The organism is Cupriavidus oxalaticus, from assembly GCF_038900635.1.
Classification (GTDB): Bacteria; Pseudomonadota; Gammaproteobacteria; order Burkholderiales; family Burkholderiaceae; genus Cupriavidus; species Cupriavidus oxalaticus_B.
Genome location: NZ_JAYMRX010000038.1, coordinates 26,345 through 51,695, shown reverse-complemented (window position 1 = coordinate 51,695; position 25,351 = coordinate 26,345). Strand labels below are relative to the sequence as shown.

Genomic DNA, 25,351 nt, shown 5'->3' with positions numbered 1-25,351 from the left:
ACACGCGCTTGCGCGTGCGGCGATTGCTCAGGTCCAGGCCAAGGTCAGTTTGTTTCATGCGCCCATTGTCGCTGGAAACATTCTTCATGCGTACCCGAAGTCGCATGAGTTTTGAACACCATCCCTAACAGAATTTAAAACCGCCTCGCACATAAAGAATGCGGACAGGTCCGAGGCCGCCCGCATAAATTCCCGCGCCTCCGAAAGGCATACACGTCCACCGCCGTAACCACGCCTGCACTGAGGGAAAGCCTGTCGGACAAACGGCAAAGGAACGTACGTTGAACAAGCGCTTTCACGTGAGACTACTGCGTCGCCCTCCCAACAGAGCTCGTCTCAATGGCTATCGGCAGGCAGATCGCCGCACGGAGCGAGCGATCACTCATTCGCTCTCGCAAAAACGAATCTCCCGCTTATCCGATTCAAAGTCCTCACGCAAAAACGAAGAGCCGTTTGGCGATTTGACCTTCGATAGGCTCCGCAGTTCGTTCACCGAACAATGTCATAGCTGTAGTCAGTCTCCGAAACAGCAATAGTGCTAGCGTCCAATGCTTCAAAGTATTCATCGAGTAGCGCCATAAGAATGCGAAGACCACCAGCGTATCCCCAAGTGGGGTACCGATGATAGTGGTGACGGTCAAAAATGGGGAACACGAGCCGCACGAGGGGTGTCCCGGCGTCGCGCTCCAAGTATTTTCCGTATGTGTTGCCGATCAGATAGTCCACCGGCTCCGTGAATAACAAAGAGCGCAGGTGCCAGAGGTCACGCTTCGGATAGACTTTGCATCCTGCACCATATGGTGACGCATCGAGCAACGCCTGTACTTTCTCCGCCCAAGCGTCGTTGCCGTTTGTCGATAACACGTGGCTTGGTTCAGCCCCAATCTCGAGGAGAAATTGGGTGTATCCCAGCATCTGGTCCGGGTCCCCATACAATGCGTACCGCTTACCATGGAGGCTTGCCTGACTGTCCGCCATAGCGTCTACGAGTTGACCTCGCTCCTTTTCCAGTTCAGCTGGTATTGGCTTACCGGTCACCCGCGAAATCTCCATAAGGAAATGGTCAGTGCCACCAACGCCAACCGGCGCATTTAAAACCACGACATCCTGACCCTGTTCAGCGATAAACTTACTTGTTCGTTCGCAGCAGAACTCCTGGAAAACGAATGTTGCTTTAGCGTTCAGTGCGCGTTCCACCTCCTCTTTCCTTGTCCCACCTTGATACATTCTGAACACGCCATCCGTAGGTGTGTTCCAGGTTTCCGACGGGTCGCAGATAATGTTCACTTTTACGCCAAACAGATCGAATATTCTCTTGATTTCACGCATGTTTCCGACGACAAAGCCATCAAAGCCGCCGATGAAGTTCACACTGTCGTCAGGCGTTCGGACCAACGGGTTGGACGCCCCTGCCTTACCGCCCCAAAAGTGCTTCAGGATGCCCAGTAGCGCATTGTCATAACCCGTCACGTGACTACCGACAAATGCTGGCGTGTGGGCGAAAGGCACATCGTAATCTTCAGGGACGCTGCCCTTCTGCTTGCTGTTCTTGATGAATGCATCGAGGTCGTCCCCGATCACCTCCGCCATGCATGTTGTGGATACGGCAATCATCTCGGGCTTGTAAAGGTTGTACGCGTTAGCCAGTCCATCAATCATGTTGTTCAGGCCGCCGAAGACCGCCGCATCCTCAGTCATTGAGGAACTCACACACGAAGTCGGCTCCTTGAAATGCCTCGAAAAATGTGAACGGTAGTATGCAACGCAGCCTTGAGAACCATGTACGAATGGAAGTGTCTTGTGAAAGCCGTTTGCTACAAACACGGCTCCAAGCGGCTGACATGCCTTGGCCGGATTCACAGTCAGTGATTCTCTGGCGAAGTTCTTCTTCTTATAGTCTTCTGTCTTAGTCCATTCGGAAAACTCCCTTATCTTTTCTTCAGGATCCTTGAATTCGAACTCTTTCTTATTCTGAAAGAGCGCCCTGTATTCCGGCTCCCGGAAAAGTAATTCATGATCGAGAATTTTGTCAGTCGATTGCGGCATCACTCACTCCTGTATGTAAATAATAAATAACCGTTCGCTAGACGCCAATACGCCGCTGCGATCTCCCTGCTCATGTTCGATCTTTCCACGGCGTCTTCGCGAGGTTCCATACAGGACTTGAGATAGCAATGTCCATATCACGTGCGAATATCGCAAATCCGTCGTAGCCGTGATAAGGGCCTGAGTAATCCCAGCTATGCATTTGGCGGAACGGGACTCCCATTTTCTGAAACACGTACTTCTCTTTGATACCAGAACCGACAAGATCGGGGTGCACCTGGTCTACGAATCTTTCAAATTCGTACCCCGTCACATCATCATAGATGAGCGTGCCATCCTTTACATAATGCGTGGTTCGTTGGTAATCGTCATTGTGTGCAAACTCGTACCCCGTTCCGATGACTTCCATGCCTAGATCCTCGTATGCCCCTACAACGTGCCGCGGGCGTAACCCACCTACAAAGAGCATCACCTTTTTACCTTGCAACCGAGGCTTATATTTCGCAATGACGGCATCAGATACTGCGCGGTATTTAGCGATCACCTTTTCTGCATTTTCCATAATCGCGTCATCAAATCGACTTGCAATTTCACGCAAGCTTTTCTCAATCATTGTCGGACCAAAAAAATTATATTCCACCCACGGAATTCCATACTTTTCTTCCATGTGTCGACTGATGTAGTTCATCGATCGGTAACAATGCAACAAATTCAGCTTCGACCTTGGGGTGTTCTCCAGTTCCGCCAATGTACCGTCACCGGACCATTGTGCGATTACCCGCAAACCCATCTCTTCAAGAAGGATTCGACTTGACCACGCGTCCCCCCCAATGTTGTAGTCGCCGATGATAGCAACGTCATAGGGTGTCGATTCAAGTGCGAGCCGCTTATTGGAGTGAGCATCGAACACAAAGTCGCGGATCGCGTCGTTTGCCAAATGATGACCGAGTGACTGCGACACACCACGGAAACCCTCGCAGCGCACAGGCACGACGGTGTGCCCGCCATACTCCTTACTCTTCTTCTTTGAGACAGCCTCAATGTCGTCTCCGATAAGACCGATCGGACATTCTGTCTGGATCGAAATCCCCTTGTTGAGCGGAAACAGCTGCTGTATCTCATCAATGATCTTGTCAAGCTTCTTGTCACCTCCGAACACTATGTCCTTCTCCTGAAAATCAGAGGTGAACTGCATCGTAACGAACGTATCGATGCCCGTGGTGCCAACGTAGTAATTGCGACGCGATCCCCATGAGTACTGGCCACAGCCAACGGGCCCATGGCTTATATGAATCATGTCCTTGATCGGGCCCCATACCACGCCCTTTGATCCAGCATACGCGCACCCGCGAATCGTCATGACCCCAGGCAGCGACTTGATATTTGACTTCACCCCGCAATCTGGCTTGCCTTCCTCGAATGAACTTAGGTGCTTGGCCCGTCGTTTTCCCATCTTTTCAGGGTAAGCTCGTAGCACTTCGTCAATGAGGGCCTTGTTGGCGGCCTTCCGTTCCTCAACCGTCGTGGTCATCGCGTAATCCATAGGTAATCAACATGCTCGTCCCAATAGCCGCCGTGCGCGCACGGCGGCTGTCGTTCAAACCTGGCTAGGCAGTAAGCTCTGACGCAGTCTTCCCAACTTTTGACTCGTCGATCTGCACCAGAATCCCCTTCGCCATCAAGAGATCCTCCAACTGGTCCATCGTGATTGGCGTCGGAATAACGCCATTTCCACCATTGTTATGGATCTTCTCGGCAAGCGCACGATACTCCCCTGCCTGAGCGCAGTCTGGCGCATACTCAATGACGGTCATTCGACGCAGTTCTGCATGCTGGACTACGTTGTCGCGAGGCACGAAGTGTATCAACTTCGTGCCTAGCATCTCCGCCAGCGATTCAGCTAGCTCAAGTTCCTTGTCCGTTTTTCGCTCGTTACAGATCAACCCACCCAAGCGCACGCCGCCGCTATTTGCGTACTTCAAAATGCCTTTAGAAATGTTGTTTGCCGCGTACATCGCCATCATCTCACCAGACATAACAATGTAGATCTCTTGGGCCTTGTTTTCACGTATTGGCATCGCGAAACCGCCACAGACGACATCGCCGAGCACATCATAGGAAACGTAGTCAACATCATCATACGCGCCGTTCTCTTCCAGGAAGTTGATTGACGTTATAACACCTCTGCCTGCGCAGCCAACCCCCGGTTCAGGCCCCCCCGACTCGACACACCGAATGTCCTTGTAACCAATCTTCATTACGTCATCCAGCTCAAGATCCTCGACAGATCCCGCTTCAGCCGCAAGCGAGAGGATTGTGTCCTGGGCTTTAGCATGCAAAATAAGCCGTGTCGAGTCCGCCTTTGGATCGCACCCAACGATGAGAATCTTCTGCCCGAGGTCGCTCAGCGCCGCTAGCGTGTTCTGCGAGGTAGTCGACTTGCCGATGCCACCTTTACCATAAAAGGCTATTTGCCGAAGGTTAGACATTGTGATACTCCATTTTGAATAGAAAGTGAAGCTAGAAAATCATGGTTTGCAAGGCCACGATCATGTCCTCAGTCTGCGGTGTTTCCCTATGGTCTTCTTCTTTCAAAAGCACGCATCGGCCAGCTCGTGTCCGCGCGACCGCTTTAGCGCAGCTTTCGTGCCATGTCGCTAAGAACTCCAGAAAGCCCGATAAATCGCGGGTTTCCGGAACTCCTGGTGGCCATGACTGTGAACTATGGCCGCGTCGCGATACTGACAAACCGTTCGCGCTTTGTCGAAATACGTCGTTTGGCAACTAACGCGCCCTCGCGTCGCCCCAGTGACCTATCAACTTGAATCATTAAGGCTGGCACGCGTGCGGTGAAATAGAGAAGTGCTTGGCAGATTCACGCTAGCCATCGGGCAATTTCGGAACGTTGAACCGACAAACCCTGTGCCCAGCGGTAATATGGAATACTTTCTGTTTTTTTGAAAATCTATCGCAACTACGTACGGAGAGTCGTCGTAGATTCGAAAGTTCCAGAGAAGAGACACTGAGGTCGACTTAGTTGTCGGTTAGCCAACTTTTAAGCCAACTATGGTTTTCCACGGGAGGCTACTTCCTCACTTATTAAAATTAAATCTTTTCACTTCGCAAATTCCACATTCGAATATTGTGGCATTATGATCACTCATCATTGTATGCCCAATTTTCCGTAAGGATCAGCATATTGGCGTTGCTTGGCTCCGACGTTATAGAAATGCAGACGCCCGTGGATGCGCCAAAATAGACGCGCCGCCCGGCCAATTCAATGACCGGCTTTTCGTATCGCATTTCGAGCTCGCTCACCCGGATTACACGAACATCCGGATAGCAACTTTGCCACTTGGCCGCAACTTCAGGAAGTGATGATTCCTTGCGGATCAATTCAGTTATAATATTGATCTGATCACCAGTGAGTGCCATGTCATTTTCCTCCAGAATCAACTCGTCTAGCTTCGACAGTGACTGGAAGCCTAGTATCTGGCGCCATCTCTGGTAACTGAAACTGCCAACCGTTCGCAAGCTTAACGAGGCCGCCCCACATTTGCTCCTTTGTCATGGAAACTATCGGCTCTTCAAGATCCTTTCTTGGCAAGTATGCTTTTAGTGTACCTGTAATATCCTTTCGAATCATAATTTTCATTTCGGGCCTCCAAAAACGGAGAAACTGGAAGAAAAGTACATGGCAACACCGCGTTACAAAGATTTGTCAGGTTCACCGCCACGCATTGAACGGCGCGTATTGAAAAATTCTCAGGACAAATCACACACATTTTGTCAGAGCCCCGACAAGCATAATCGACTCGTTACGTACAAAAGACCTGCAAGGGCAGCTTACCCGTTTGGTCTGGTCCGCCAAATCTTACCGGCGAATCGATCTTCTCTTGCGAGAACGGCCAATTCCTCTTAGCGGGCAAGGCGCAGGTCCGTCAGGATTCCCTACAACAGCACGCGGAACCTTTTTTTGAAGTACCAGATAATCTATGGACTGATCTTCCACAAGATTTCTCCAGTTTGTGATTGACTCCTCCCTTGGAATTCAGAACGGTCCCGTCAAAATTTTCCCTATCTGTGATGGACGGTGGGCCCGCGATGTGGTCGCCGATAGGCGCGCATACGCCTTCATTTAAGTGGTCCAGCGTGCAGAGTTCTCTTGCGCGCATGCCGACGCGACGATCACTCGCGACGAAGTGAACAGCATAGATGTAGAATCGTTGCAGGAAGGTGTCGATTCTAGTGATGTAGCCAGTATCTCCTTTATTCACGATAACTTCGCCAATGTCTTTCCCAAAAAACGTTCCATCGTTGCGAACCATCGACCGTGCAATTACGCGCTCGCCAACCTCAAAGCTAGGTTCAAACGCTATTTCGACGGTGTCATTTCTCTCAGAGTTGCATAAGACCTGCTTTGGTCCCGACATCGCCTTTCCCCGAGGTCAGTTTCTAAATTAGGCATCCGCAAAGTTGCCCTCCACGCTAGAGGCATGTTCGCACCCCACCGACAATGCCACGCCAACGGGTCCTAGTTCCATATTTTCCAGCAATCCATAGCTTCTCCACCGGTAAAGCTTGAGCCATGACATGAACCAGACCGATAAACAGGCCTTCTAGAAGCGCGCTGTGGCCATGCTAAGCCGGTACTATGCAATCGTCCACGGGGCACACCGACACACACTGCGGAAAGTCGAGTCCCTCGCACATAGTGCACTTCTTAGGATCAATTACCAGCACATCACCTTTCGCCCTAATGGCAACATTTGGGCACTGTGCCTCGCACGCCGAGCAACCGGTGCAGGCTGAGGCAATAATCTTCAGGGCCATAAATACGCTCCTTACAATTTAAAGTACTGTACTACTCCTCCGCGCATGCATGACCTTTGCACGTCAAATGGTCGTTATTGGACTTTTATAGACGCGCTTTGCCGGATCATGCATCGTCGCAATGTTTACGCAACGATGCGCCACCAGCCACACGGCTTGAGTAGTCGTTGAACCAAGATAGTGCTGCGACCTCAACAATCTCTCCCGCGTACTGCTCCACCGACTCGATGCCAGCATCGGCTAGTTCCTTACGCGGACACATACCAATTTTCGCCACAAAAATGGCATGACAATCGTTGATCGCGCGTATCATACGTACTAGTCGTTCATCGTCACCGTAGCCCCCTTGGCAATACAATTCAACTCGGCGGGAACCCACAAAGTGCACGCCAGAAGCACTAACTTCGAAGATTTTTAGTTCAGAAATATTCCCAAAGTGCCCATTCACGCGACCCCGGCCTTTCGTGGCAACGGCGATATTGACCTTCAGTGATCCTGTCGCTTTCCTGCCCTGCGTTAACGCTAGTACTTCCCTCTTTGCCTCACGTTGCGCCATGATCTCAGTCTCCGTGCGGACCCGGTACTCGTGGCGGATGTTTCGGTCATAACCGATATCCATCTGCTCGATACTCTCCAGAGAAAACTCGTCACTGCGATCCTCCCCGAGGAGACCTACCGCGTCCGCTCGGCACTGCCGGCAATGCCGCATCAATTTCACGCCGCCCGAACAAGCTTCCTGTACTGTCCTCAATTCATGGGAGGTAGGTTCGCGTGGTCCGTGCAGGCCAAAGTACGTACCATGCGAGGGGTCGGAGATTAGCGGCATAATGTTGTGAAGGAATGCACCTCGCTCTTTCACAGCGCGGTTTACCTCAATCAGATGTTTATCGTTAATGCCTGGAATCAACACCGAATTGATTTTCGTCAGTACGCCACGTTCTGTTAGCATTTCGAGCCCTCGCATCTGCCGCTCATGCAACACGCCTGCGGCGTCCGTCCCTGTCAATCGGCGACGGTTCCAAAAAATCCACGGGTAAATTCTTGCTCCAATAATCGGATCGATCATGTTGATGGTTATTGTCACATGATCAATATTGTATCGGCAGATGTCATTCACAAAGTCAGGCAACGCGAGGCCATTGGTTGAGAGACATAGTTTGATATCGGGAGCTCGCTCCTTAAGCAAACGAAACGTCTCAAACGTGGTCCCCGGGCTCGCGAGAGAATCACCGGGCCCAGCAACACCCACCACCGTCAATTGCGGTATGCGACTCGCGACAACCATCACTTTCTTCACCGCCTGCTCTGGCGTCAGCTTTCTCGACGTAACGCCAGGTCGCGACTCGTTTGAACAGTCGTACTTGCGGTTACAGTAGTTGCACTGAATGTTGCAGGCGGGCGCAACCGCTACATGCATGCGCGCGTAATGGTGATGCGCTTCCTCTGAGTAGCACGGATGATCTTTTATCTTATCCCACACCCCCGGCAGCATCCCCTCGGCCTCTCCAGACGACTCACACTTCAACACGCTGGCACCAACAGACGCAGTACCGCCGCCCCGTAGAGCGGATGTTCTGCTAGTTGGCATTAGGGGCACAATTCTCTCCTCGCCTCCATAACAGGTAGTCGATGGTAGCGTGCTCGCGCTCGCGCTATCTCGCATAACTCTTTCCTTCTCATCGAGAGTGGGTGGTCATCGTGAAAAAAGCGAAATCCGTGCCATCGCGCATGGAGCGTCTCGACCGGTATGAAGGAGGCCAACATTCGCTTGCGTTCTATAAGAACCGACAGCAGCGAGTTCGTCTCGCGGGTGGGTCGAAGCCAGCTCCAAGCTCACTGCGAAAAGAGAGAGCTAAATTGGCCTACTACGGCTTCCCTCTTCTCGGCACCGGTCAATACCGGTTGAGTTAATAGCAGCTTGTCCGGACAGAGACATTCGCGACACGAAAAGTGTGCGAAGCCCCAATTTTACTGACAGCGTCGCCGCCGCCGCTCCTGAAGATAGCGCTCCAGCTTATTGAACTCGGCTGGCACAACGCTTGCTCGGCCGTCTAGGACCCTATGACGCGCAAAGGCGACTACCGCGATGCTTAAACCGATTATTATCAAGAGAACATTGTGCGGCCCAGAACAGCCCCCAAGGTGCCTTTATCGGATAGAAGAAAATTGTGCGATTTCCGGCATATTCTTGGCTCCGGAAATTCCAGAGTTGCTAACGGGAATCCCTGCAATGGGTGATGAGGAGATAACGTTTATCGACGCTATTGGGGACATGAAACTCAAGCCCGAAACAATAATTTCCCGGTGTTCGACAGACACCGAGCAAACCGCTGCCTTGCGCTGCAAGGCTGAGTTTGTGCAATTGTCCATTTCCGTTTCCGATCTCTATTCGCACCATCTGCGGCTGTCGCGAGCTTGGGTATTATCCCTGATCGCGCGCCTTATCCGGAAGATAGGGAAATGCCACACAGGAATATCTATTTGTATGTTAAGCCTTGGGAGTGCGTACTCCTCGTTCCTTGTGGAAGTCGCGCTGTGCCCGAGCATGTGTGGTGAACAGCGGATCCAATTCTCCAACAAAGTTGGTGCAATTCTCCCGTTTGCGGCCTACGACCTCATTGCAAGGCTGCACGATGCAGTTGATTTGGAGAAAAAAATCTATTTGCAAAATTGTGTCGGTCTCGCTACTGCACATACACTAGCTGCGCTCAACTCCAGCGCCCCACATGTGAACCCAGCAGTAAAAGGCATGGTTCACCCGAAGGGCAAGGCGGCGCTCGAGGAAGTCGTGACGGGTTCACAGCATCTACTTGGGCAGGATACAGGCGTCGATAGAAAAACGCTCGTCCAGATCTCTTCTCTTGTCAAAGATGCGTTTGACCGGACAGTGCCGTCGAACAGAATAAGAACCCGTATAGGCTCCCATCGAGCTAGGAGTTGGAATACACACTCCCGCGTATCCCATTTCGATTCCCGGCTGAGCCGATGCGACAAGCACGATTCGTTGCTGTCTAATACGCGTCCGCACCCAGATTACCAAGATTCGGGAAACTCCGAGGCCGTTTTCCGGGAGCGAGTAGTTAAAAAAATGGTGTTATCTCTGCATCGCGAGCGGCGCTGGAGATATCCAGCAAAGCCCATTATCCCTTTTCCTGGCAACCGTAGGAGGTCCATGTAGCGGTAGCTAATCGGCCCGTTACTCGTCGAAACAGCGCGGTCCGCGTCTATGTACGTCACACGCCGTATTTGAAAACTACTTCCTAGCAGCTTACTTCACCTCGGAGCAAAGATATGCAAGGACACCTCAATCAGCAGCAACACCTCTCTTCAACTGAGGACTTTTTTCGGCATTTTGACATCGCATTCGACGAAACAGTCTTGAACGTTAGCCGTCTACATATCCTGAAACGGTTCTTCCAGTACATCGAGCAACAAGAAGAGCCTTCCTTCGACAACGGCACCGCGCTGTTCGAATTTTATCGCAGCTTGCTCCTCAAAGCGTACAACGATTTCGTCTCGTCAACGCCAGCGGAACAGAAGGTTTTCAGGTGTTTTCGGGAGGCAGAAGGACGAAGGTACGTTAGCCTTGACAACCTTCGCGCTTCACTGGGAAAGCGCGACACCGTCTAACGCGGAGAAGGAACCATGCACATTGTCGTCTGTATCAAGCAAGTCCCCGATTCAGCGCAGATTCGGGTGCATCCGGTCACCAATACAATAATGCGCCAAGGCGTTCCAGCGATCATCAACCCGTACGACCTCTTCTCACTAGAGGAGGCGTTGCGGTTGAAGGACCGCTTCGGCGGACGAGTCACGGCGCTATGCATGGGGCCGCCCCAGGCTGAGGACGCGCTACGCAAGTGCATCAGCTTCGGCGCTGACGAAGCCATACTCATCACCGACCGCGCTTTCGCCGGGGCTGATACGCTTGCAACGTCCTACGCGCTTGCCGCTGCCATCCAACAGATCACGACTCAACAAACAGTGGATATGGTCTTTACCGGTAAGCAGACCATCGATGGCGACACCGCGCAAGTCGGCCCCGGTATCGCGACACGGCTCGGCTTCCAACTCCTGACCTATGTATCAAGGATCGTTGAGACGGATTTAAATAAGCGTTCAATCGTCGTCGAGCGTCGTGCCGAAGGAGGCGTGCAAGTGCTTCAGACCGCGCTGCCTTGTCTCATAACGATGCTTGAGAATACGAACGAATTACGTTTTGCAAAACTCCCCGCGATGATACACGCGGCGGCGTTTCCGATACGCAAATGGAATCGGGAGCAAGCCGGTATCACTGACTTGAATAGGATTGGGCTCAAAGGCTCGCCCACCGTAGTCAGCAAAGTATTCGGCCCAACGCCGAGAGACGAAAAAGGCGAAATTCTGGAAGTGGATGCCGCGAACCTCCAAGAAGTCTCCCACAAACTTGTGCAAAAGATCCTGGCCCGTCATCCAACATTGGAGGCGGACCTGTTAATGAAGAGGTTCTCATGAATTCCTCCGTTGGTTTAGACAACATGCCGAACACCACCGTTAGAAAGAGCAGCAACCGCCACCTTGAGTTACCTGAGCACCTGAAAACTTACAAGGGTGTATGGGTTTTCCTTGAACACGATCAGGGTCAGGTTCATAGCGTGTCGTGGGAACTCCTAGGAGAGGCATACAAGCTCGCCGACAAGCTGGGCAGTGAAGTAGCAATTGTCGCGCTCGGCGGCCCTGAAGAGCCCCTTGAGCAGTTTGCAACCGAAGCATTTGGTTTCGGTGCAAACAAGGCGTATGTGATCCACGATCCGGTGTTGCGGGGGTATCGGAATGAACCATTCACGAAAGGATTGACCGATCTAGTTAGTAAATATCGTCCGGAGATCCTGCTTCTTGGAGCGACCACTATGGGCCGAGATCTTGCCGGCTCTGTGGCAACGACTCTCTCGACGGGGCTGACGGCCGATTGCACTAGCTTGAGCATCGACTCTACCTCGCGCGCTCTTGCGGCCACTCGCCCAACCTTCGGTGGCTCACTTCTTTGTACGATAATGACACTTGCATGCCGGCCTCAGATGGCGACGGTCCGACCGCGCGTAATGGCGATGCCGCCAGTTCAGACCGGCCGTTGCGGACAGATTATTCATGAGCAATTAGGTATGATTGAGTCCGACATCGTGACGAAGTTACTCAATTTCATTACCGATTCAAAAAGCAATCAGATTAATCTTCCTTATGCGGATGTGATTGTAAGTGGGGGAAAGGGACTTAAGAACCCTGAAAACTTCAAGCTGGTCTTCAATCTGGCGCGTGTACTCGGCGGCGAAGTAGGTGCGACTCGCCCCTGCGTGCAAGCTGGCTGGGTCGAAGCCGAGCGCCAAGTGGGGCAAACGGGTAAAACCGTTCGACCAAAACTTTACATCGCCGCAGGAATTTCCGGTGCCATCCAGCATCGCGTCGGGATGGAAAGTTCTGACGTAATCGTGGCCATCAACACCGATGAAAACGCACCAATCTTTGACTACGCGCATTACGGCATCGTAGGAGATGCCATGCAACTACTGCCAGCATTGACTCAAGCTTGCGAGGATCACTTGGCGCAGCATAAGTCCGGACATATGAGGGTAGTCAAATGACCGAACCTTTGCGTTTTGACGTAATTGTCGTTGGCGCAGGACCTGCCGGAAACGCCGCTGCCTACTTGATGGCCAAGGCCGGTCTGAAGGTCCTCCAAGTTGAGCGCGGTGAGTATCCGGGGAGCAAGAACGTTCAGGGAGCGATTCTCTATGCGAATGCCCTGGAACAAGTTATCCCAGATTTTCGCGACGACGCACCGCTCGAGCGGCACATCATTGAGCAACGCATGTGGATGCTCGACGATACGTCATTCGTAGGCACGCACGTACGAAGCGAGGACTACAACAAACCACCGTACAACCGTTACACCATCATCCGCGCTCAATTCGATAAATGGTTCTCATCAAAGGTCCGAGAGGCCGGCGCATTGCTCATTTGCGAGACGACAGTGAATCAACTGATTATGGATGGAGATCAAGTTGTCGGCGTTCACTGCGACCGGGAGGAGGGTGACGTGTATGCGGACATTGTGATTCTCGCAGATGGCGTCAACTCAACGCTCGCCCGAAAGGCAAAATTTCACAGCGAAATTGAAGCGCATAACGTTGCGCTCGCTGTCAAAGAGATTCTCTTTCTTCCCGAGGAGACCATTCGCCAGCGCTTTAACGTTTCAGGAGACGAAGGCGTCGCTATTGAAATGGTGGGCCGCATCACCGATGGCATGACTGGCACGGGCTTTCTTTATACAAACAAAGAGTCCCTGACCATCGGCGTTGGTTGTATGTTAAGTGACTTCAAGAATTCCGCACACCGCATAAGCCCTTATGCGCTGCTGGAAAACATGAAGCACCACCCTTCGATAGCGCCGCTAATTGATGGAGGCGAAATGAAGGAGTACTGTGCACATCTGATTCCCGAAGGTGGCTTCAATACGATTCCACAAGTATATGGCAACGGATGGATGATAGTGGGCGATTCCGGAGGGTTCGTCAACTCCGCACATCGAGAGGGGTCTAACCTAGCAATGACGACAGGCCGCCTTGCTGCTGAAACGGCAATACTCGCAAAAGCCATGGGTCGTGGCTACCGCTCCGAGGTGCTTTCGGCGTACAAGCGCGCGCTCGATAGGAGCTTCGTGATAAAGGATTTACACAAATATCGCCACATGCCAGAGATCCTCCGACAGAACCCCCAGTTCTTTACGACGTATCCTGACCTGATCGCATTCGCAGCACGTACGATGATTACCGTTGACGGCATCGATAAGACGACGAAAAAACATGAAATCATCGGAAAGTTTAGAAAGAGCCGGACCCTGCCTGGTCTTCTTGGCGACGCGTACAAACTATGGAGGGCATTTCGATGATAAACGTGACAGTCAACATCGAAGAAAAGCTATATCAAAACCGCTATCGCGTGGATGTAGGTAGGCCACATATCCATATCAAGAACGCGGAAGTATGCGCCAATAACTGTGCCGACAAAAGCTGCACCTACATCTGCCCAGCTTCTTGCTATCGCAGTGAGACCAACGGGGCCGTTACGCTCATTACCGACGGCTGCCTCGAATGCGGCAGTTGCCGCATTCTCTGCACTGACCACCGTAACGTCGAATGGGAATACCCGCGAGGCGGTCATGGTATCCAGTTCAAGTTCGGCTGAGGCCACGGCGCAATGAAATGAGCGGTGTTGACCATACTGCTCCCCCCTATTTACAAACAATCTCAGAACGCCTTTCCCTAAGCTGATGTTGCCTACCGTCTTGGACGTTAAGCCAAGGGGCCTTCTGTAGGACTGCTTTTTTATGATGTACGTGCGCCCAATTCATTGTCTCCATTCCGGCAGTCATCGCATCGGCTTGGAAGCAAGAAAATCATCCGGAGCCTCACCTTGCAGGAGAGAGGAATGAACCTCATTACCGATATCGAATTGGCCGAATTTTTTGGCAGCACTGCCACTCCCCCGGCCATCCAGTTGATTAATACAATTCCGGAGGGCGGAAATGACAATGCGGAGGTCATCTTATGGACGACAGTTCTTTCGTTCCCCACCTGCTTGCCACCGTACTATATGCTGTATAAGTTACAAGCAAGCCGCGGTGAGCTTCGAAAAGCGCAGGAGGTGGCAGACAAAGCCCTGGTGGCTGCTGCGCGCCAGGCGTCCATCAACATTGATTGGCGTGCGGTATGGCCCGGCGACGCTGATTTCACTATTTCAGGCCCTGCTCGCTTCTGGCTCTTTACCCTGAAAGCCCAGGCGTTATTTAGTATACGGCTCGGCGAGCATGCCATGGCGCTCCAACTGATGAACAAACTTCGCTGGCTGGACCCCAACAACAGCATCGGTTTAGATATCGTTGATTCCTTGCTCGCTCGTTCGCCATTAAGATAGCGCCAGCCGATATTAGTCACCTTATCCTTTTATATGACCAGGCCCTGACAGTCCTCTACTTGTAAAGATCGTTTTTTCATCATTCAGGCCCAAAACAGTCTCCGAAACTGGGGCAAATGCTGCAGCTCGGAGCCCTGCACACGTAAAACGCATCGCGTTCACATAGCTGTTTGTAGAGGAACTTTTTCCACTTCATTCCATGTACGTTCTTTTCGGCAAGCATGGGAAACCAGTACCTCAGAACCTCTGACAGCTCGGCCCGGGATGGAAGGCGTAAGTTTTGCCAGAGATGTTTGTCTTTCAAACACGCGGAGGCCAATGCATGAGAAACACAGCGCACCTCGATAGGTGTACCGGCACTCGGATCAGCGTGTGCCTCAAGCAAGGTTACGAGTTCTTCGACCTCGTCAAAACACATCTGGTCTTGCGCGGTTGCCTCCCTGTTTAGCTGCAAAGATAACGCATACTCGGCACCTGGAAACCAGTGTGCAAGCAACCATCTTGTTTCATTGGCATCAAGTCCTATTATGGGGAGGCCATGTACGTTTCCCTCCTCGAAAGTTGAAGAAATGGCGCCAGCAAGGGTCAGCACCGTGCAGTCATTGGCATCTACCGCGTGACGCATTAGCGTACTGTGGAAATTCATCTTCGTCATAACTAAGGCCTAGGCAGGCGCGTGCGTGTAGCATTTTTTTGGACAAATCTTCGCGCACGCAGTGCAACCTATGCAATACTCGCGATGCAAGATAGTCATAACCTTCTTTTCAAACTCCTCCTCATTTTCTTTCTCCCCCTCAAGAGAAATCTGGCTGCCATCCTCGCTCACCCCAACAAGTTGAAGGACACCGCGCGAACACACACGAAAACATCGCCCACACCCGATACAATTTTGATGATCGATAGAACTTACAAAGTTTGGCGTCCAGATCGCGCCACTTGGTAGCACTACAGTAAAGTTGTCACTCACGTTGCATTCTCGCGATATTCACTTGTAAGCCAAGCCGGCGGTTTTCCGCGCCTCCATCAACGCGGCGTGGATTTCGTGGCAGCGTCTGGCAACGACTAAAATTTGCTCCCAACTAGCCGGCAAGTCTTCGGATAGGTCGTGTAGATCCATCTTGGCTTGCACCGCAAGCGTGTTCAATCTTTTCAAACGAGCTTTTGTTGCCTCAGGGTCGTTTATCCTGTCTTCGCTGTCAGCTTCAGTACTGAAGGGTATTTGTGGCGGAGGGTAGTCTTTCTCTTTGAGGTAGGCGCGATCATTCGCTAACCGGTCGCCCGCGCCGAAATCGTATGACGTGCCCAGATCCTTCTTGATCACCTTCCTTAACCACGGAGGCGGCGTTCCCTTCAACACCTCCTGCAGCTTTCTGAGGATCGTTTCAATCGGCTCCGCCTTTGCCACCTTGATAGGGTGGATCTTCAGCGCAACCACGCGCGCGGCTCCGGCACCTCCAATTGCGGCGACGTACAGTATCGCGCAGTCATGGATTGCTTCAAGCCTTTGACCCAGCTTCGCTTCGTTATCATGATTTTGTGGCGTGTCGCTGAAATCGAAAGCCTGGATGAACCTGTGCGCGGCCGCTGTCACGTCGTAGACGAGTATATGCTTGGCCCACCCGAAGTGTGCGTCAACATGCTCCTTATCTTGCGTGGCGAATGCGATTTTCATGTGTCGTCTCCTGTAGAATCACATAGTGGCTGGACGAAACCTCGACATTAGATCACCGGGGTTTCCGCAGTGCGATGGGTATTGATCGTGGGTAGGGGCCAATCCGTCGGTGCGCGGAACTGGATTCGCTCAAGCATCAGATTTGCAATCTCGAAAATCAGGTCCATCGTCCCTCGATATCCTATCTGACATCGATGTGCGTTTCCGACGCGGTCGAATACGGGAAAGCCTACGCGCATCAGCGGCTTGCCGAGTCGCGCAGCCATTTGACGGCCATGCGAATGAGTGATTAGCACATCGCAATTGCCGGCCGCACGTTCCATGTCTTCCAAGTCGCCCAGCACTACTTCGCTTGCGGGCAATAGAGCGTGCGCTGGAGATGTGGTCGTGCTGACGCAGACTGATAGTTCTGCCCCTAGTTCGTGCAGCAGCGACCCAACCGAAAGGAGCATGTCCGGATCTGCACCGATCGCAACCTTTATACCCCCCGTATAGAAGTGACTATCCAGCATTGCATCCAGAAGTTGATTACGCTGCCGACGGTACTTTTCTGGAATGGCTCGCCCTGACAACTGCGCGAGAAGTCGCAATAATCGATCGTTAGGTTCCAGACCCGTGAGACGTTCGAAGATTTCGAATGGCGTCCCAACAATTTCCTGTAACGCTCGCGCACCAGCACGAGTTTGCTCTCCAATGCCGATTGTGAAAGAAGATGCCCCAGCAGCGCGGATTTGTTCGAGCGTGGTTCCGCCCTGCGTTATGCCCCGCCATTCTGAATCAAGGTGGCCATCGAGCGAACCGGAAATATCCGGGAGGACTATTGGGTCTAGGCCAAATGACTCAACTATCACCCGTAGTTCTTCAACATCACGCGGCGACAAATGGCTCCCCGGCAACACGCTAATCTGTCGATAAATAGCAGGCAGCGGCTTTACCAACGCCATGACAATCTCCACCACAGCTTTGCTGTAGCCGTCTTCGAAGGCGCCAACATAATCTGGCGTCGAGACGTACACAATTTCGGTATCGATCAGTTCTGGATTACCTTTGCGTATAGCTCTTAAATGACCATCGAGATCCTCGCCATTGATCTCTGTGAGACCTGTTGAACAGACCACAATTATTCTCGGCGCCTCGCGCTTACGGATGTTAAGCAATGCCGTCTCGACATTATCGTATCCCCCTAAAACCGCAGAGATTTCATCCATTGCGGTAGTCCGCAGCGGGATTGCTTCCTTGAAATGTCGCGTCAGCAACACCAAGGCAAACGACGCGCAACCTTGTGAGCCATGCAACACGGGCATACAAGCGTCGAGCCCCATAGCCGCAAAGCTGGCGCCGAGTGGCTGGCTAGTTTTTAACGGGTTTACCGCGCAGGCTTTTTCAGATTGGATCACGATAGCCATAATGGTCTCCTCACCTTCCTAGACCGCCGCCACGCATGAAGATGTGCTTCCCGGATTCTGTGGCGGCTTAGTATTCCTAGTACATTAGCTGTGGCGCGAATCTATTTACCAGGCGACTTCACCTCCGTTAGTCCACGGCGCTGGGATGCGCACCTGTTGCCACACCGGGTTGTAAATAGTACGCTCTATCTCACGGACCAACTCCACGATCCCTTCATACCCGGCATACGGATGATGACGTTCTTGATTTACGTCAAGCCAAGGCATAAGCGCCTTCAATGCGATAAACTGTGAGCGGCCCCCAGACAGCATGATGTCGGCCTTCGCATCGTGCAATAGCTTGTACATCTCGCGCGCCGTCATGTTGTCGAACATGAGCGCGTCCTGTCCGAGGATCCCCTTGATTCTTTCTTTGTCTTCCTTGGTACTCTTCTTCACGCTTGTGCCAATAATTTCTAAGCCGGCCTCCTGCAACGCAGCCACAACTGACCATGATTTCACGCCACCTGTGATTAGCAGCGCCCGTTTACCTTCAAGACGTGCCCGGTACGTGGCAATCCGCTCCCATGCCCGCTCCTCCTGAGCTTGAATCAGGCGTTCGGTACGGTCTATCAGTTTTCCAGATGCCCCTCGCTGCACCAACAGACTCGCGATCTGGCGGAGAGCATTGCTTGTGTCGCCAATTCCGTAGAATGAGCACTCAAGGTAGGGAATTCCATAACGCTTTTGCATTTTAGTTGCCACGTGGACCATGGACTTCGAACAGACCACCATGTTCGCTTTGGCCCGATGCGCGCTCGCAATATCGCTGTACCGACCATCGCCAGTTATACACGACAAAAGACGGATGCCAAGTTCGTCAAAGAGCGGCTTTACCTGCCATAACTCGCCTGACAGGTTGTACTCGCCAATTACGTTGATGTCTGTGGGGGTTGTGTATGCAGGCTCACGGGTACCTATCACATAATTCAAAAGCGCCTCGCCGCCAAGCTTATTGCCGACGTTCTTTGATCCAGCGAACCCTGGCGCGTGCACCGGTATAACTGGTCTACTGAATTTATCTGAAGCCTGCTTGCAAACTGCATCTATGTCATCGCCGATTAACGCAGTAACGCACGTCAGATAAACAAAGACCGCAGGTGGATTGTACTTTTCAATGATCTCGCGCACGCTGCGGAATAGACGTCGTTCACCGCCGTAGATCACGTCGAACTCATTGATGTCAGTCGTGAAGCCAGTACGATAGAGCGTCGGCCCTGATGAGGCCGCGTGGCGGTTGTCCCAAGAGTTGCCTTCGCATGCGATTGGTCCATGCACGAGGTGCGCCACGTCAGCCACAGGCTGAAGCGCAATTTTCGCCCCGTCGAAAGCGCAACCCCCAGCGGCCGCCCCCGGTGAAAGCTGCTTTGAGCAGCCCTGCTTTCGCCGCTCCTCGCTCTTAGCCCGGTTCTTCGCACAATTCGGTTGGTCAAAAAGATCGGCGCCCCTCGCCTTTCGCGACATAACGACTCCATACACTCTGAGGTTCGCGAAGGTCAGCAAGTTGCGTACCATCATCGCAGCCGTGCATTTTCCATTATGCAGTCCTACGCGGACGCTGGCGCAATTGTCGTAGATGGCCGCTCCCGTGGCAAAGTTGGAATCGGTCCCGACACTATGCAGTTCCTCGAGGGTAGACTCATTTGCGTTGAATTGTCACAAATTTTTGTTATAGGCCCTCCATGTCAGGATAGTTGTCGCCCCGCCGCCTTTCGATAAAGGACAATGGAGGGCGGAAGCGTTTGGAGAATGAAACGCTATGGAGACGGCACCCCTGAGCGAAGCGGAGCTGTCCGAATACTGCCGCAGGAAGGGCATTCAGCCAGAACAGATCCGGCAGTGGCGTGCTGCCTGTGAACAGGCGAATGCCAAGGCGCCGCCCAGGGCAGGCATGGCACAGCTGCGCGAGGAAGCAGTCGCGAAGAAGCGAATCCGCGACCTGGAGCGTGAGCTGAAGCGCAAGGACGCCGCGCTGGCGGAAACGGCAGCGCTGCTGGTGCTAAGAAAAAAAGCCGAGGCGATCTGGGGAAGGGACGAGGAGGACTGATCAACGTCTCGGATCGCCGCGAAGCCATTGCGTTGATCGATGAAGCGTTAAGGAGCGGCGCGCGCCAGGCCCTCGCGTGCGAGGAACTGGGCCTGAACGAGCGCACCTTGCAGCGCTGGCGCCATACGCCTGAGGATAGACGGCCGGGCGCGCAGCGTGCGGTGCCGGCCAACAAGCTCAGCGAGGCCGAGCGCGAGGCCGTGCTGGCGGCGGCCAACGAGCCCGGCTGCGAGGGTCTGACGCCGCACCAGATCGTACCCAGGCTGGCCGACGAAGGCCGCTACCTGGCCTCGGAATCGACCTTCTACCGCTTGCTCAAGGCCGCCGGCCAGGCGCGCCGGCGCGGGCGCGGCCACGAAGCCAAGCCGCGTGCGTTGACCACCCACCGAGCCGACGGCCCCAACCAGGTGTGGTGCTGGGATATCACGTGGATGCCCACGACGGTGAAAGGTCGGTTCTTCTACTGGTACATGATCCAGGACATCTACAGCCGCAAGCTGGTAGTCAACGAGGTGCACGAGAGCGAATCGGCCAACCATGCCAGCGAACTGCTGTCGCTGGGCTGTTTGCGCGAGAGGACCGCCGGCCGGCCGCTGGTGCTGGTGCTGCATTCGGACAACGGCAGCGTCATGAAAGGAGGGACGATGCTGGCGATGATGGGTTACCTGGGCGTGCAGCCCTCATACAGTCGTCCACGTGTGAGCAATGACAACGCTTGCGCGGAAGCGCTGTTCCGCACAGCCGAATACTGCCCGCTGTGGCCGGATCGGCCGTTCGACACGCTGCAGCAGGCGCGCGATTGGGTGTGCCGGTTTGTGTGCTGGTACAACGAGGAGCATCGCCACAGTGGCCTGAAGTACGTCACGCACCAGCGGCACAGCGGCGAAGCGCCGCCCCTACTGGCGCGACGCACGATGCTATATCAGGCAGCTCGCGCCCGACATCCGCAGCGCTGGTCGCGAGGGATCCGCAATTGGAAGCTGGATCCAGTGGTCTTCTTGAACCCCGAACGAACTGAGCAGGAAGCTAGCGAGCACCGGAAAGCAGCATAACGGCGGACGCGACAACTATCTTGACACACACCATAGGTGTAGGGAAGCACCCACCAGCGATATGCTGCCATCAGAAACGGCGAAGCTCGATCCCGTGCTTACGCAGCGCGTAGCCAATCTGCCGTGGCGTAATACCCAAGAGCCGGGCCGCTTTTGCCTGCACCCAGCCACAGCGCTCCATGGCCCAAATGAGTCGCTCTCTCTCGCTTTGAGGTCTATCGTTCCTGCTGGGCAGGGTAAATCTGGCGCTATCGTGACCTGCATCTACGGAGACGGCAGGAATGACCTCCTCACTCGCCGCAGCGTTTACCGATCGGCCCGGACGTACGGCGTCTTCTCGCTCGATGTCATGCAATCCTTGGGTTAGACACTTATCCATCTCACACAGGAATGAGAGCCGATCAATGGAATCGTGGAGTGCCATTGTCGCGGTCCTCTCAACGCAGTTCTCCAACTCACGCACGTTACCGGCCCAGTAGCAACCCGAAAGCACCCTCAATGCTCCCTCTGTGAAGCGCAGCGATCTGCCATTGTCACGGTTGAATCGATCTAAAAAGTATTGCGCCAAAGCCGGAATATCGTCGCGGCGCTCACGTAGCGGTGGCAGACGAATGCTTACCACGTTAATGCGATAATACAGATCTGCTCGGAACTCACCCTCTTTGACCATACGTTCGAGGTTGCGATTTGTCGCGACGATTAGCCTCACATCAACTCTTACGGGCATGGCCCCCCCGACGCGCTCAAACTCCCTTTCTTGCAGAACCCGCAATAACTTCGCTTGGAATGACGGCGAGATATCGCCAATTTCATCGAGAAATAGTGTGCCGCCGTGTGCTAGTTCGAATCTACCTTTCCGTTGGGATTGTGCCCCCGTGAACGCTCCCTTCTCATGGCCAAACAGTTCGCTCTCCAAGAGAGTCTCTGAAAGCGCCGCGCAGTTCACCGAAACGAATGGCTGATCATTACGCCGAGACAAGCTATAGATTGCGCGTGCGATCAATTCCTTCCCCGTTCCGCTTTCACCGCGCAAGAGTACTGTCGCCCTCGCCGGGGCGACTTGATGAACTTGCGCAAACACCCTCTGCATCGATGGGGAATCGCCTACCGCGTTTTCTATATTGCGCAAAGGGTGATGCTCCTTCTGTGGACGACGTCTACATACCTGTTCCGTGTTACCGCCCTTTTTCATCGCCTCGCGATTAAGCAGCAGCGCTTGCCCCATCGGCGCTGCAACAACTTTCATAAGTTGGAGATCGTTAGCAAAGGTGCGCGTTCCGTCTCGATTCTCACAAAATGCGACCAGCACCCCGAGCGGACGGCCCTCATGCCGGATAGGAGTCCCCAGGAGAGCGAGATGATCACCGTCCAATTCATTAGCAGGTCCGAAGCGGTCCGCGAGAAGATGTTCTTCGTGAATCTCAGGGACAATGACAGGCGAATCACTTGAATGAATGCGGCCCACGACCCCCTCATCGGGAAGAAAGCGTACGCGCTCGCGCCAGCCCTCCGAAAGTCCCGTGGAACAAAATCCAGCTAGATATCCACCTGGCTCCGCGACGGCTATGAAGGCGGAGCGCCATCCTAGCGCAGATGAAAGATACCGTAAGGATCTGTCCAACGTCTGCTCAGCATCCCGCGACGAAACTAGCGTCTGCACTACCTCGTACACCAAATCGAAATCGTTAGCACTCTCGTTAGCATAGAAATGCGGCATGGATTTAAACTCCCCGGGATAGCTCATCAAACGCCGTCAGCAAACACGACTTGGCCACAACGACACATTAGTTTGCTGCGCGCGATGGCAAGTTCGAACGACGCCGCCAGTGGGCGGACATCTACAATGTCAACAAACGGACAATATCGCAGTGGCGATGTCGGAGGGACACGGAGGACAACAACGCCCCTCTGTGCGCGCATAGGATACTAACTGAAAAAACGGCGCCTTTAGCACAATCCCTGCGTTTGACGCCGCTCCCGCATCGGGGTCGTCTATGCTTAACGCCTCATATGAGGGGTTGCACACCAACAGGAATAGAAAGCTCGCGAAGTATGGGTAGAGGCTCATCTGCGGGTGCACCGTAGTTCTGAAACTTGTGCCCTGCTGGATTGAAGGATCTCAATCCCCTATGACGGTGAATGCAATTGGCGCCTCTTGTGACTGCCCGGACATCGTTTATCAGTCAGACTTCTTCGCGTCAACACTAGCTAAACTTTTTGCCTCCTCCAATAGCACCTGGCGCATCCAAATGCTTGCTGGATCGCCGTTATGTAACGCAGGCCATTGAATAGCCTCAGTAAACGACGAAAGTGGCAGCGGTACATCGACAATCCTCAAAGGAACCACTTCGCCAAAATACTGAGCTAGTCGTAGCGGCAGCGTTGCGATGCGATCGGTACGGGACAGCATCGGTGGGATCAGGTCAAAGGTTGGAACAACAATCTCTTCACGTCTCTTGAATCCCAGCTCGAGGAGAAAAAACTCCTCAATCGAGGGCCGGCGTGATCGTCCGAACCTTACAGTCACGTGCCCCATCGAGATGTACTTTTCCAAAGCGATTCGTCGGGACAGCTGCTTATTTGTCGGACAACCTACGCACACAAGCTTTTCTTCAAAAAGGCGCGTTTTGGGATGTGTATCACTCAACAACAACTCCGGTAGTATCAGGAAATCAACATCGCCTCGTCGGAGCAATTCGCCAGGTTCATCGTCGGGAAAGAGCAGCTCGAAGCTGACGGAAGGCGCCTCGCATGCGACGCGCTTCATGACCTTCTTAAAGTAGACCAGGGTCATGAAGTCCGAAAGACAAATTCTGAAACGTCGCTTCGACTTAGATGGCTGGAATACGTCACGCGAGATGATCGAGAGCTGGACGTGCGATAGTGCTTCACGGACGGGACCGGCGAGTTCCATCGCTCGAGCAGTCGGAACGAACTCCCGCCCACGCATAACAAAAAGACTGTCGCTGAAATAGTCTCGCAGCCTCGCGACAGCTGCGCTCATAGCGGGCTGGCTTAGGTTGATGCTATGCGCCGCGGCGGTTAAATTCCGCTGCGTCATGAGTGCGTCAAGTGCGACGAGAAGGTTGAGGTCAAGGCCTTTGAAGCGCATATGGATCCATCCACATCATCGATGATTGAGATCGAAACAATCGATTGTACAAATTAGCGCCGCTGACGCAAAGTTGCGGCGGCTACCAATTAGCGGATCCCCGTGTCGCATTGCGGACAGCGCACATTGAGACCGAAGGCATAACGGACAACCACAAGGTAACGTAACGAATCATGGCTGAAAAGGTGCACAGCGAAACATCGGAACGTTTGTCTTGGCCGTCAGAAATTCGAGAACGTGATGCCAAAGTCAAACAACGTAAGGTTTTCCTTACATTCGATGACGGACCGAATCCGATATGGACACCGAAGATCTTGGACATATTGGGCCAATTTCATGTCCCAGGCACGTTCTTCGTTCTAGGTGCATACGCAGCGGAACATCCGGAACTAATTCGGCGAATGATCTCCGATGGACACGAAGTTGCCAACCACACGATGACGCATCTCGATCTGTCCCAATGCAACCGCGATGTGTTGCGACGCGAAATACTCGATACGAACGCGATCATCACCAAGGCTTCCCCTGGCCTAGCTGTGCGCTTCTTGCGCGCGCCGTATGGAGTATGGACTCCTGAAGTATGCGTCGAAGGAAAGAATGCGGGTCTGACACCGCTTCACTGGTCAGTAGACCCTCAAGATTGGGCACGCCCGGGTGTTGATTTGATTGTCGATACCGTGTTGGCGACCGTAGAGCCAGGGTCAATCGTGCTATTGCATGATGGCTGTCCACCGAACGAGTTGGCATCGCGCCCGTACACAGCATCACGAGAGCAAACCGTCAGGGCGCTTCCTCGGCTAATTTCGGCATTGAAGGAACGTAACTTTGTGATCAGCTCACTGCCCAAACTCCCCACACAGATCAATCCAGTACGGACGTCCTAGAACCTGTTATCCACATAGGCCACAAGACGAATGTGGTCCTCTACTACCCCTGAGTTGTCTTCGAGGGAACATTAATCAATATTTCATCTCGCCGGAGGTGCGTACGTCAGGAATTACTGACACGAGAAACAGAAAGTACTGAACGAAGTTCCCGCGTTTCCCGATTAGGGAGGCATTGCCCCTAACGCTAACATCAAATCAAGCAGCCGGCTCGCATCCCTCATATCTTGTACTGGCCGCCTCAGTTCCAAAATTGATACATCGGCTGTCGCGTGCTTCCAACCAAACGCCTTCGATATTAGCTCAAGTA

Annotated in this window: 25 protein-coding genes and 1 pseudogene; 10 read left to right on the top strand and 16 right to left on the bottom strand. The window is 53.2% G+C overall.

What is annotated here, in order from left to right; translation table 11 throughout:
* Positions 1-489: 489 nt before the first annotated feature.
* The 8 genes from nifK to nifB all read right to left on the bottom strand — a co-directional run bounded on the left by nifK (position 490) and on the right by nifB (position 8,542).
* Entirely contained in the window at positions 490-2,046 is a 1,557-nt protein-coding gene (gene nifK / locus VSR71_RS33200; RefSeq protein ID WP_115683820.1) for a nitrogenase molybdenum-iron protein subunit beta, read from the bottom strand.
* Between the two features lie 70 nt (positions 2,047-2,116).
* A complete protein-coding gene (nifD, locus tag VSR71_RS33195) occupies positions 2,117-3,577 on the bottom strand; it encodes a nitrogenase molybdenum-iron protein alpha chain (protein ID WP_116330166.1) in 1,461 nt (486 codons plus the stop codon).
* Positions 3,578-3,653: 76 nt separating this feature from the next.
* The gene (gene nifH, locus VSR71_RS33190) at positions 3,654-4,535 is read right to left on the bottom strand and encodes a nitrogenase iron protein (protein WP_115683819.1); all 882 of its coding nucleotides are present in this window, start codon (positions 4,533-4,535) and stop codon (positions 3,654-3,656) included.
* A 667-nt stretch (positions 4,536-5,202) separates the two neighbouring features.
* On the bottom strand, positions 5,203-5,481 hold the full coding sequence (locus VSR71_RS33185) for a hypothetical protein (protein ID WP_115683818.1): 279 nt from the start codon (positions 5,479-5,481) through the stop codon (positions 5,203-5,205).
* Position 5,482: 1 nt separating this feature from the next.
* Positions 5,483-5,701: a putative nitrogen fixation protein NifT gene (gene nifT, locus VSR71_RS33180; protein WP_115683817.1), complete on the bottom strand. Its 219-nt coding sequence runs from the start codon at positions 5,699-5,701 to the stop codon at positions 5,483-5,485.
* A gap of 286 nt (positions 5,702-5,987) precedes the next feature.
* On the bottom strand, positions 5,988-6,479 hold the full coding sequence (locus VSR71_RS33175; RefSeq protein ID WP_115683816.1) for a nitrogen fixation protein NifZ: 492 nt from the start codon (positions 6,477-6,479) through the stop codon (positions 5,988-5,990).
* A gap of 208 nt (positions 6,480-6,687) precedes the next feature.
* Positions 6,688-6,879: a 4Fe-4S binding protein gene (locus VSR71_RS33170; protein ID WP_115683815.1), complete on the bottom strand. Its 192-nt coding sequence runs from the start codon at positions 6,877-6,879 to the stop codon at positions 6,688-6,690.
* A gap of 106 nt (positions 6,880-6,985) precedes the next feature.
* Positions 6,986-8,542: a nitrogenase cofactor biosynthesis protein NifB gene (gene nifB / locus VSR71_RS33165; RefSeq protein ID WP_115683814.1), complete on the bottom strand. Its 1,557-nt coding sequence runs from the start codon at positions 8,540-8,542 to the stop codon at positions 6,986-6,988.
* A gap of 423 nt (positions 8,543-8,965) precedes the next feature.
* Here nifB and VSR71_RS33160 point away from each other — a divergent pair, with 423 nt between their 5' ends.
* From VSR71_RS33160 to VSR71_RS33130, 7 genes are all read left to right on the top strand, one after another.
* Positions 8,966-10,057: a homocitrate synthase gene (locus VSR71_RS33160; RefSeq protein WP_115683813.1), complete on the top strand. Its 1,092-nt coding sequence runs from the start codon at positions 8,966-8,968 to the stop codon at positions 10,055-10,057.
* Positions 10,058-10,170: 113 nt separating this feature from the next.
* Positions 10,171-10,509, top strand: a complete 339-nt coding sequence (locus tag VSR71_RS33155) for a nitrogenase-stabilizing/protective protein NifW (protein WP_115683812.1) — start codon at positions 10,171-10,173, stop codon at positions 10,507-10,509.
* A gap of 15 nt (positions 10,510-10,524) precedes the next feature.
* Positions 10,525-11,373, top strand: coding sequence for an electron transfer flavoprotein subunit beta/FixA family protein (locus VSR71_RS33150; protein ID WP_115683811.1), 849 nt, complete (start codon positions 10,525-10,527; stop codon positions 11,371-11,373).
* Positions 11,370-12,497 (top strand): electron transfer flavoprotein subunit alpha/FixB family protein, encoded by a 1,128-nt coding sequence (locus tag VSR71_RS33145; protein WP_115683810.1) that lies wholly within the window; start codon positions 11,370-11,372, stop codon positions 12,495-12,497. Before VSR71_RS33150 ends, VSR71_RS33145 begins: the two co-directional genes overlap by 4 nt.
* Entirely contained in the window at positions 12,494-13,804 is a 1,311-nt protein-coding gene (locus VSR71_RS33140; RefSeq protein WP_115683809.1) for an FAD-dependent monooxygenase, read from the top strand. The genes VSR71_RS33145 and VSR71_RS33140 overlap by 4 nt, the downstream gene beginning before the upstream one ends.
* Positions 13,801-14,100: a ferredoxin family protein gene (locus tag VSR71_RS33135; protein ID WP_115683808.1), complete on the top strand. Its 300-nt coding sequence runs from the start codon at positions 13,801-13,803 to the stop codon at positions 14,098-14,100. Before VSR71_RS33140 ends, VSR71_RS33135 begins: the two co-directional genes overlap by 4 nt.
* A gap of 243 nt (positions 14,101-14,343) precedes the next feature.
* Positions 14,344-14,829: a hypothetical protein gene (locus VSR71_RS33130; protein ID WP_115683807.1), complete on the top strand. Its 486-nt coding sequence runs from the start codon at positions 14,344-14,346 to the stop codon at positions 14,827-14,829.
* A 79-nt stretch (positions 14,830-14,908) separates the two neighbouring features.
* On the opposite strand, the gene VSR71_RS33125 is transcribed toward VSR71_RS33130, so the two are convergent.
* The 6 genes and pseudogenes from VSR71_RS33125 to nifE all read right to left on the bottom strand — a co-directional run bounded on the left by VSR71_RS33125 (position 14,909) and on the right by nifE (position 19,410).
* Positions 14,909-15,475, bottom strand: a complete 567-nt coding sequence (locus VSR71_RS33125; RefSeq protein WP_115684022.1) for a nitrogen fixation protein NifQ — start codon at positions 15,473-15,475, stop codon at positions 14,909-14,911.
* Between the two features lie 18 nt (positions 15,476-15,493).
* Positions 15,494-15,796, bottom strand: coding sequence for a ferredoxin III, nif-specific (gene fdxB / locus VSR71_RS33120; protein WP_115683806.1), 303 nt, complete (start codon positions 15,794-15,796; stop codon positions 15,494-15,496).
* 18 nt (positions 15,797-15,814) lie between these two features.
* Positions 15,815-16,012 (bottom strand): CCE_0567 family metalloprotein, encoded by a 198-nt coding sequence (locus tag VSR71_RS33115; RefSeq protein WP_269462465.1) that lies wholly within the window; start codon positions 16,010-16,012, stop codon positions 15,815-15,817.
* A gap of 102 nt (positions 16,013-16,114) precedes the next feature.
* Positions 16,115-16,501, bottom strand: a pseudogene (gene nifX / locus VSR71_RS33110) (nitrogen fixation protein NifX); the annotation flags it as partial.
* A 47-nt stretch (positions 16,502-16,548) separates the two neighbouring features.
* Positions 16,549-17,907 (bottom strand): nitrogenase iron-molybdenum cofactor biosynthesis protein NifN, encoded by a 1,359-nt coding sequence (nifN, locus tag VSR71_RS33105; protein ID WP_115683804.1) that lies wholly within the window; start codon positions 17,905-17,907, stop codon positions 16,549-16,551.
* A 105-nt stretch (positions 17,908-18,012) separates the two neighbouring features.
* On the bottom strand, positions 18,013-19,410 hold the full coding sequence (nifE, locus tag VSR71_RS33100; protein WP_115684021.1) for a nitrogenase iron-molybdenum cofactor biosynthesis protein NifE: 1,398 nt from the start codon (positions 19,408-19,410) through the stop codon (positions 18,013-18,015).
* Between the two features lie 295 nt (positions 19,411-19,705).
* Between nifE and VSR71_RS33095 the strand changes: the two genes are divergently transcribed.
* Together VSR71_RS33095 and VSR71_RS33090 are read left to right on the top strand one after the other, a co-directional pair.
* Entirely contained in the window at positions 19,706-19,993 is a 288-nt protein-coding gene (locus VSR71_RS33095) for a transposase (RefSeq protein ID WP_231942337.1), read from the top strand.
* A 32-nt stretch (positions 19,994-20,025) separates the two neighbouring features.
* Positions 20,026-21,045 (top strand): IS3 family transposase, encoded by a 1,020-nt coding sequence (locus tag VSR71_RS33090; RefSeq protein ID WP_232349528.1) that lies wholly within the window; start codon positions 20,026-20,028, stop codon positions 21,043-21,045.
* Between the two features lie 70 nt (positions 21,046-21,115).
* On the opposite strand, the gene nifA is transcribed toward VSR71_RS33090, so the two are convergent.
* Both nifA and VSR71_RS33080 read right to left on the bottom strand, forming a co-directional pair.
* Complete coding sequence (nifA, locus tag VSR71_RS33085) at positions 21,116-22,762, bottom strand: nif-specific transcriptional activator NifA (RefSeq protein WP_115684019.1); 1,647 nt, start codon at positions 22,760-22,762, stop codon at positions 21,116-21,118.
* Between the two features lie 462 nt (positions 22,763-23,224).
* Positions 23,225-24,157, bottom strand: coding sequence for a LysR family transcriptional regulator (locus VSR71_RS33080; protein ID WP_115683803.1), 933 nt, complete (start codon positions 24,155-24,157; stop codon positions 23,225-23,227).
* 173 nt (positions 24,158-24,330) lie between these two features.
* On the opposite strand from VSR71_RS33080, the gene nodB reads away from it, so the two are divergent.
* Positions 24,331-25,041 carry a chitooligosaccharide deacetylase NodB gene (nodB, locus tag VSR71_RS33075; protein ID WP_115683802.1) on the top strand — a complete coding sequence of 237 codons (711 nt, stop codon included), beginning with the start codon at positions 24,331-24,333 and terminating at the stop codon, positions 25,039-25,041.
* The last annotated feature ends 310 nt before the right edge of the window (positions 25,042-25,351 follow it).

Excerpts from the sequence above, each read along its gene's own strand:
- VSR71_RS33135 (WP_115683808.1), top strand. The coding sequence starts at position 13,801 with ATGATAAACGTGACAGTCAACATCGAAGAAAAGCTATATCAAAACCGC.
- nifA (WP_115684019.1), bottom strand. The coding sequence starts at position 22,762 with ATGCCGCATTTCTATGCTAACGAGAGTGCTAACGATTTCGATTTGGTG.
- VSR71_RS33170 (WP_115683815.1), bottom strand. The coding sequence starts at position 6,879 with ATGGCCCTGAAGATTATTGCCTCAGCCTGCACCGGTTGCTCGGCGTGC.
- VSR71_RS33175 (WP_115683816.1), bottom strand. The coding sequence starts at position 6,479 with ATGTCGGGACCAAAGCAGGTCTTATGCAACTCTGAGAGAAATGACACC.
- VSR71_RS33160 (WP_115683813.1), top strand. The coding sequence starts at position 8,966 with ATGCTTAAACCGATTATTATCAAGAGAACATTGTGCGGCCCAGAACAG.
- VSR71_RS33145 (WP_115683810.1), top strand. The coding sequence starts at position 11,370 with ATGAATTCCTCCGTTGGTTTAGACAACATGCCGAACACCACCGTTAGA.
- VSR71_RS33095 (WP_231942337.1), top strand. The coding sequence starts at position 19,706 with ATGGAGACGGCACCCCTGAGCGAAGCGGAGCTGTCCGAATACTGCCGC.
- nifD (WP_116330166.1), bottom strand. The coding sequence starts at position 3,577 with ATGACCACGACGGTTGAGGAACGGAAGGCCGCCAACAAGGCCCTCATT.
- VSR71_RS33125 (WP_115684022.1), bottom strand. The coding sequence starts at position 15,475 with ATGAATTTCCACAGTACGCTAATGCGTCACGCGGTAGATGCCAATGAC.
- VSR71_RS33185 (WP_115683818.1), bottom strand. The coding sequence starts at position 5,481 with ATGGCACTCACTGGTGATCAGATCAATATTATAACTGAATTGATCCGC.
- VSR71_RS33080 (WP_115683803.1), bottom strand. The coding sequence starts at position 24,157 with ATGCGCTTCAAAGGCCTTGACCTCAACCTTCTCGTCGCACTTGACGCA.
- nifB (WP_115683814.1), bottom strand. The coding sequence starts at position 8,542 with ATGCGAGATAGCGCGAGCGCGAGCACGCTACCATCGACTACCTGTTAT.
- VSR71_RS33130 (WP_115683807.1), top strand. The coding sequence starts at position 14,344 with ATGAACCTCATTACCGATATCGAATTGGCCGAATTTTTTGGCAGCACT.
- VSR71_RS33140 (WP_115683809.1), top strand. The coding sequence starts at position 12,494 with ATGACCGAACCTTTGCGTTTTGACGTAATTGTCGTTGGCGCAGGACCT.
- nodB (WP_115683802.1), top strand. The coding sequence starts at position 24,331 with ATGGCTGAAAAGGTGCACAGCGAAACATCGGAACGTTTGTCTTGGCCG.
- nifN (WP_115683804.1), bottom strand. The coding sequence starts at position 17,907 with ATGGCTATCGTGATCCAATCTGAAAAAGCCTGCGCGGTAAACCCGTTA.
- nifE (WP_115684021.1), bottom strand. The coding sequence starts at position 19,410 with ATGTCGCGAAAGGCGAGGGGCGCCGATCTTTTTGACCAACCGAATTGT.
- VSR71_RS33155 (WP_115683812.1), top strand. The coding sequence starts at position 10,171 with ATGCAAGGACACCTCAATCAGCAGCAACACCTCTCTTCAACTGAGGAC.
- VSR71_RS33150 (WP_115683811.1), top strand. The coding sequence starts at position 10,525 with ATGCACATTGTCGTCTGTATCAAGCAAGTCCCCGATTCAGCGCAGATT.
- nifT (WP_115683817.1), bottom strand. The coding sequence starts at position 5,701 with ATGAAAATTATGATTCGAAAGGATATTACAGGTACACTAAAAGCATAC.
- nifK (WP_115683820.1), bottom strand. The coding sequence starts at position 2,046 with ATGCCGCAATCGACTGACAAAATTCTCGATCATGAATTACTTTTCCGG.
- nifH (WP_115683819.1), bottom strand. The coding sequence starts at position 4,535 with ATGTCTAACCTTCGGCAAATAGCCTTTTATGGTAAAGGTGGCATCGGC.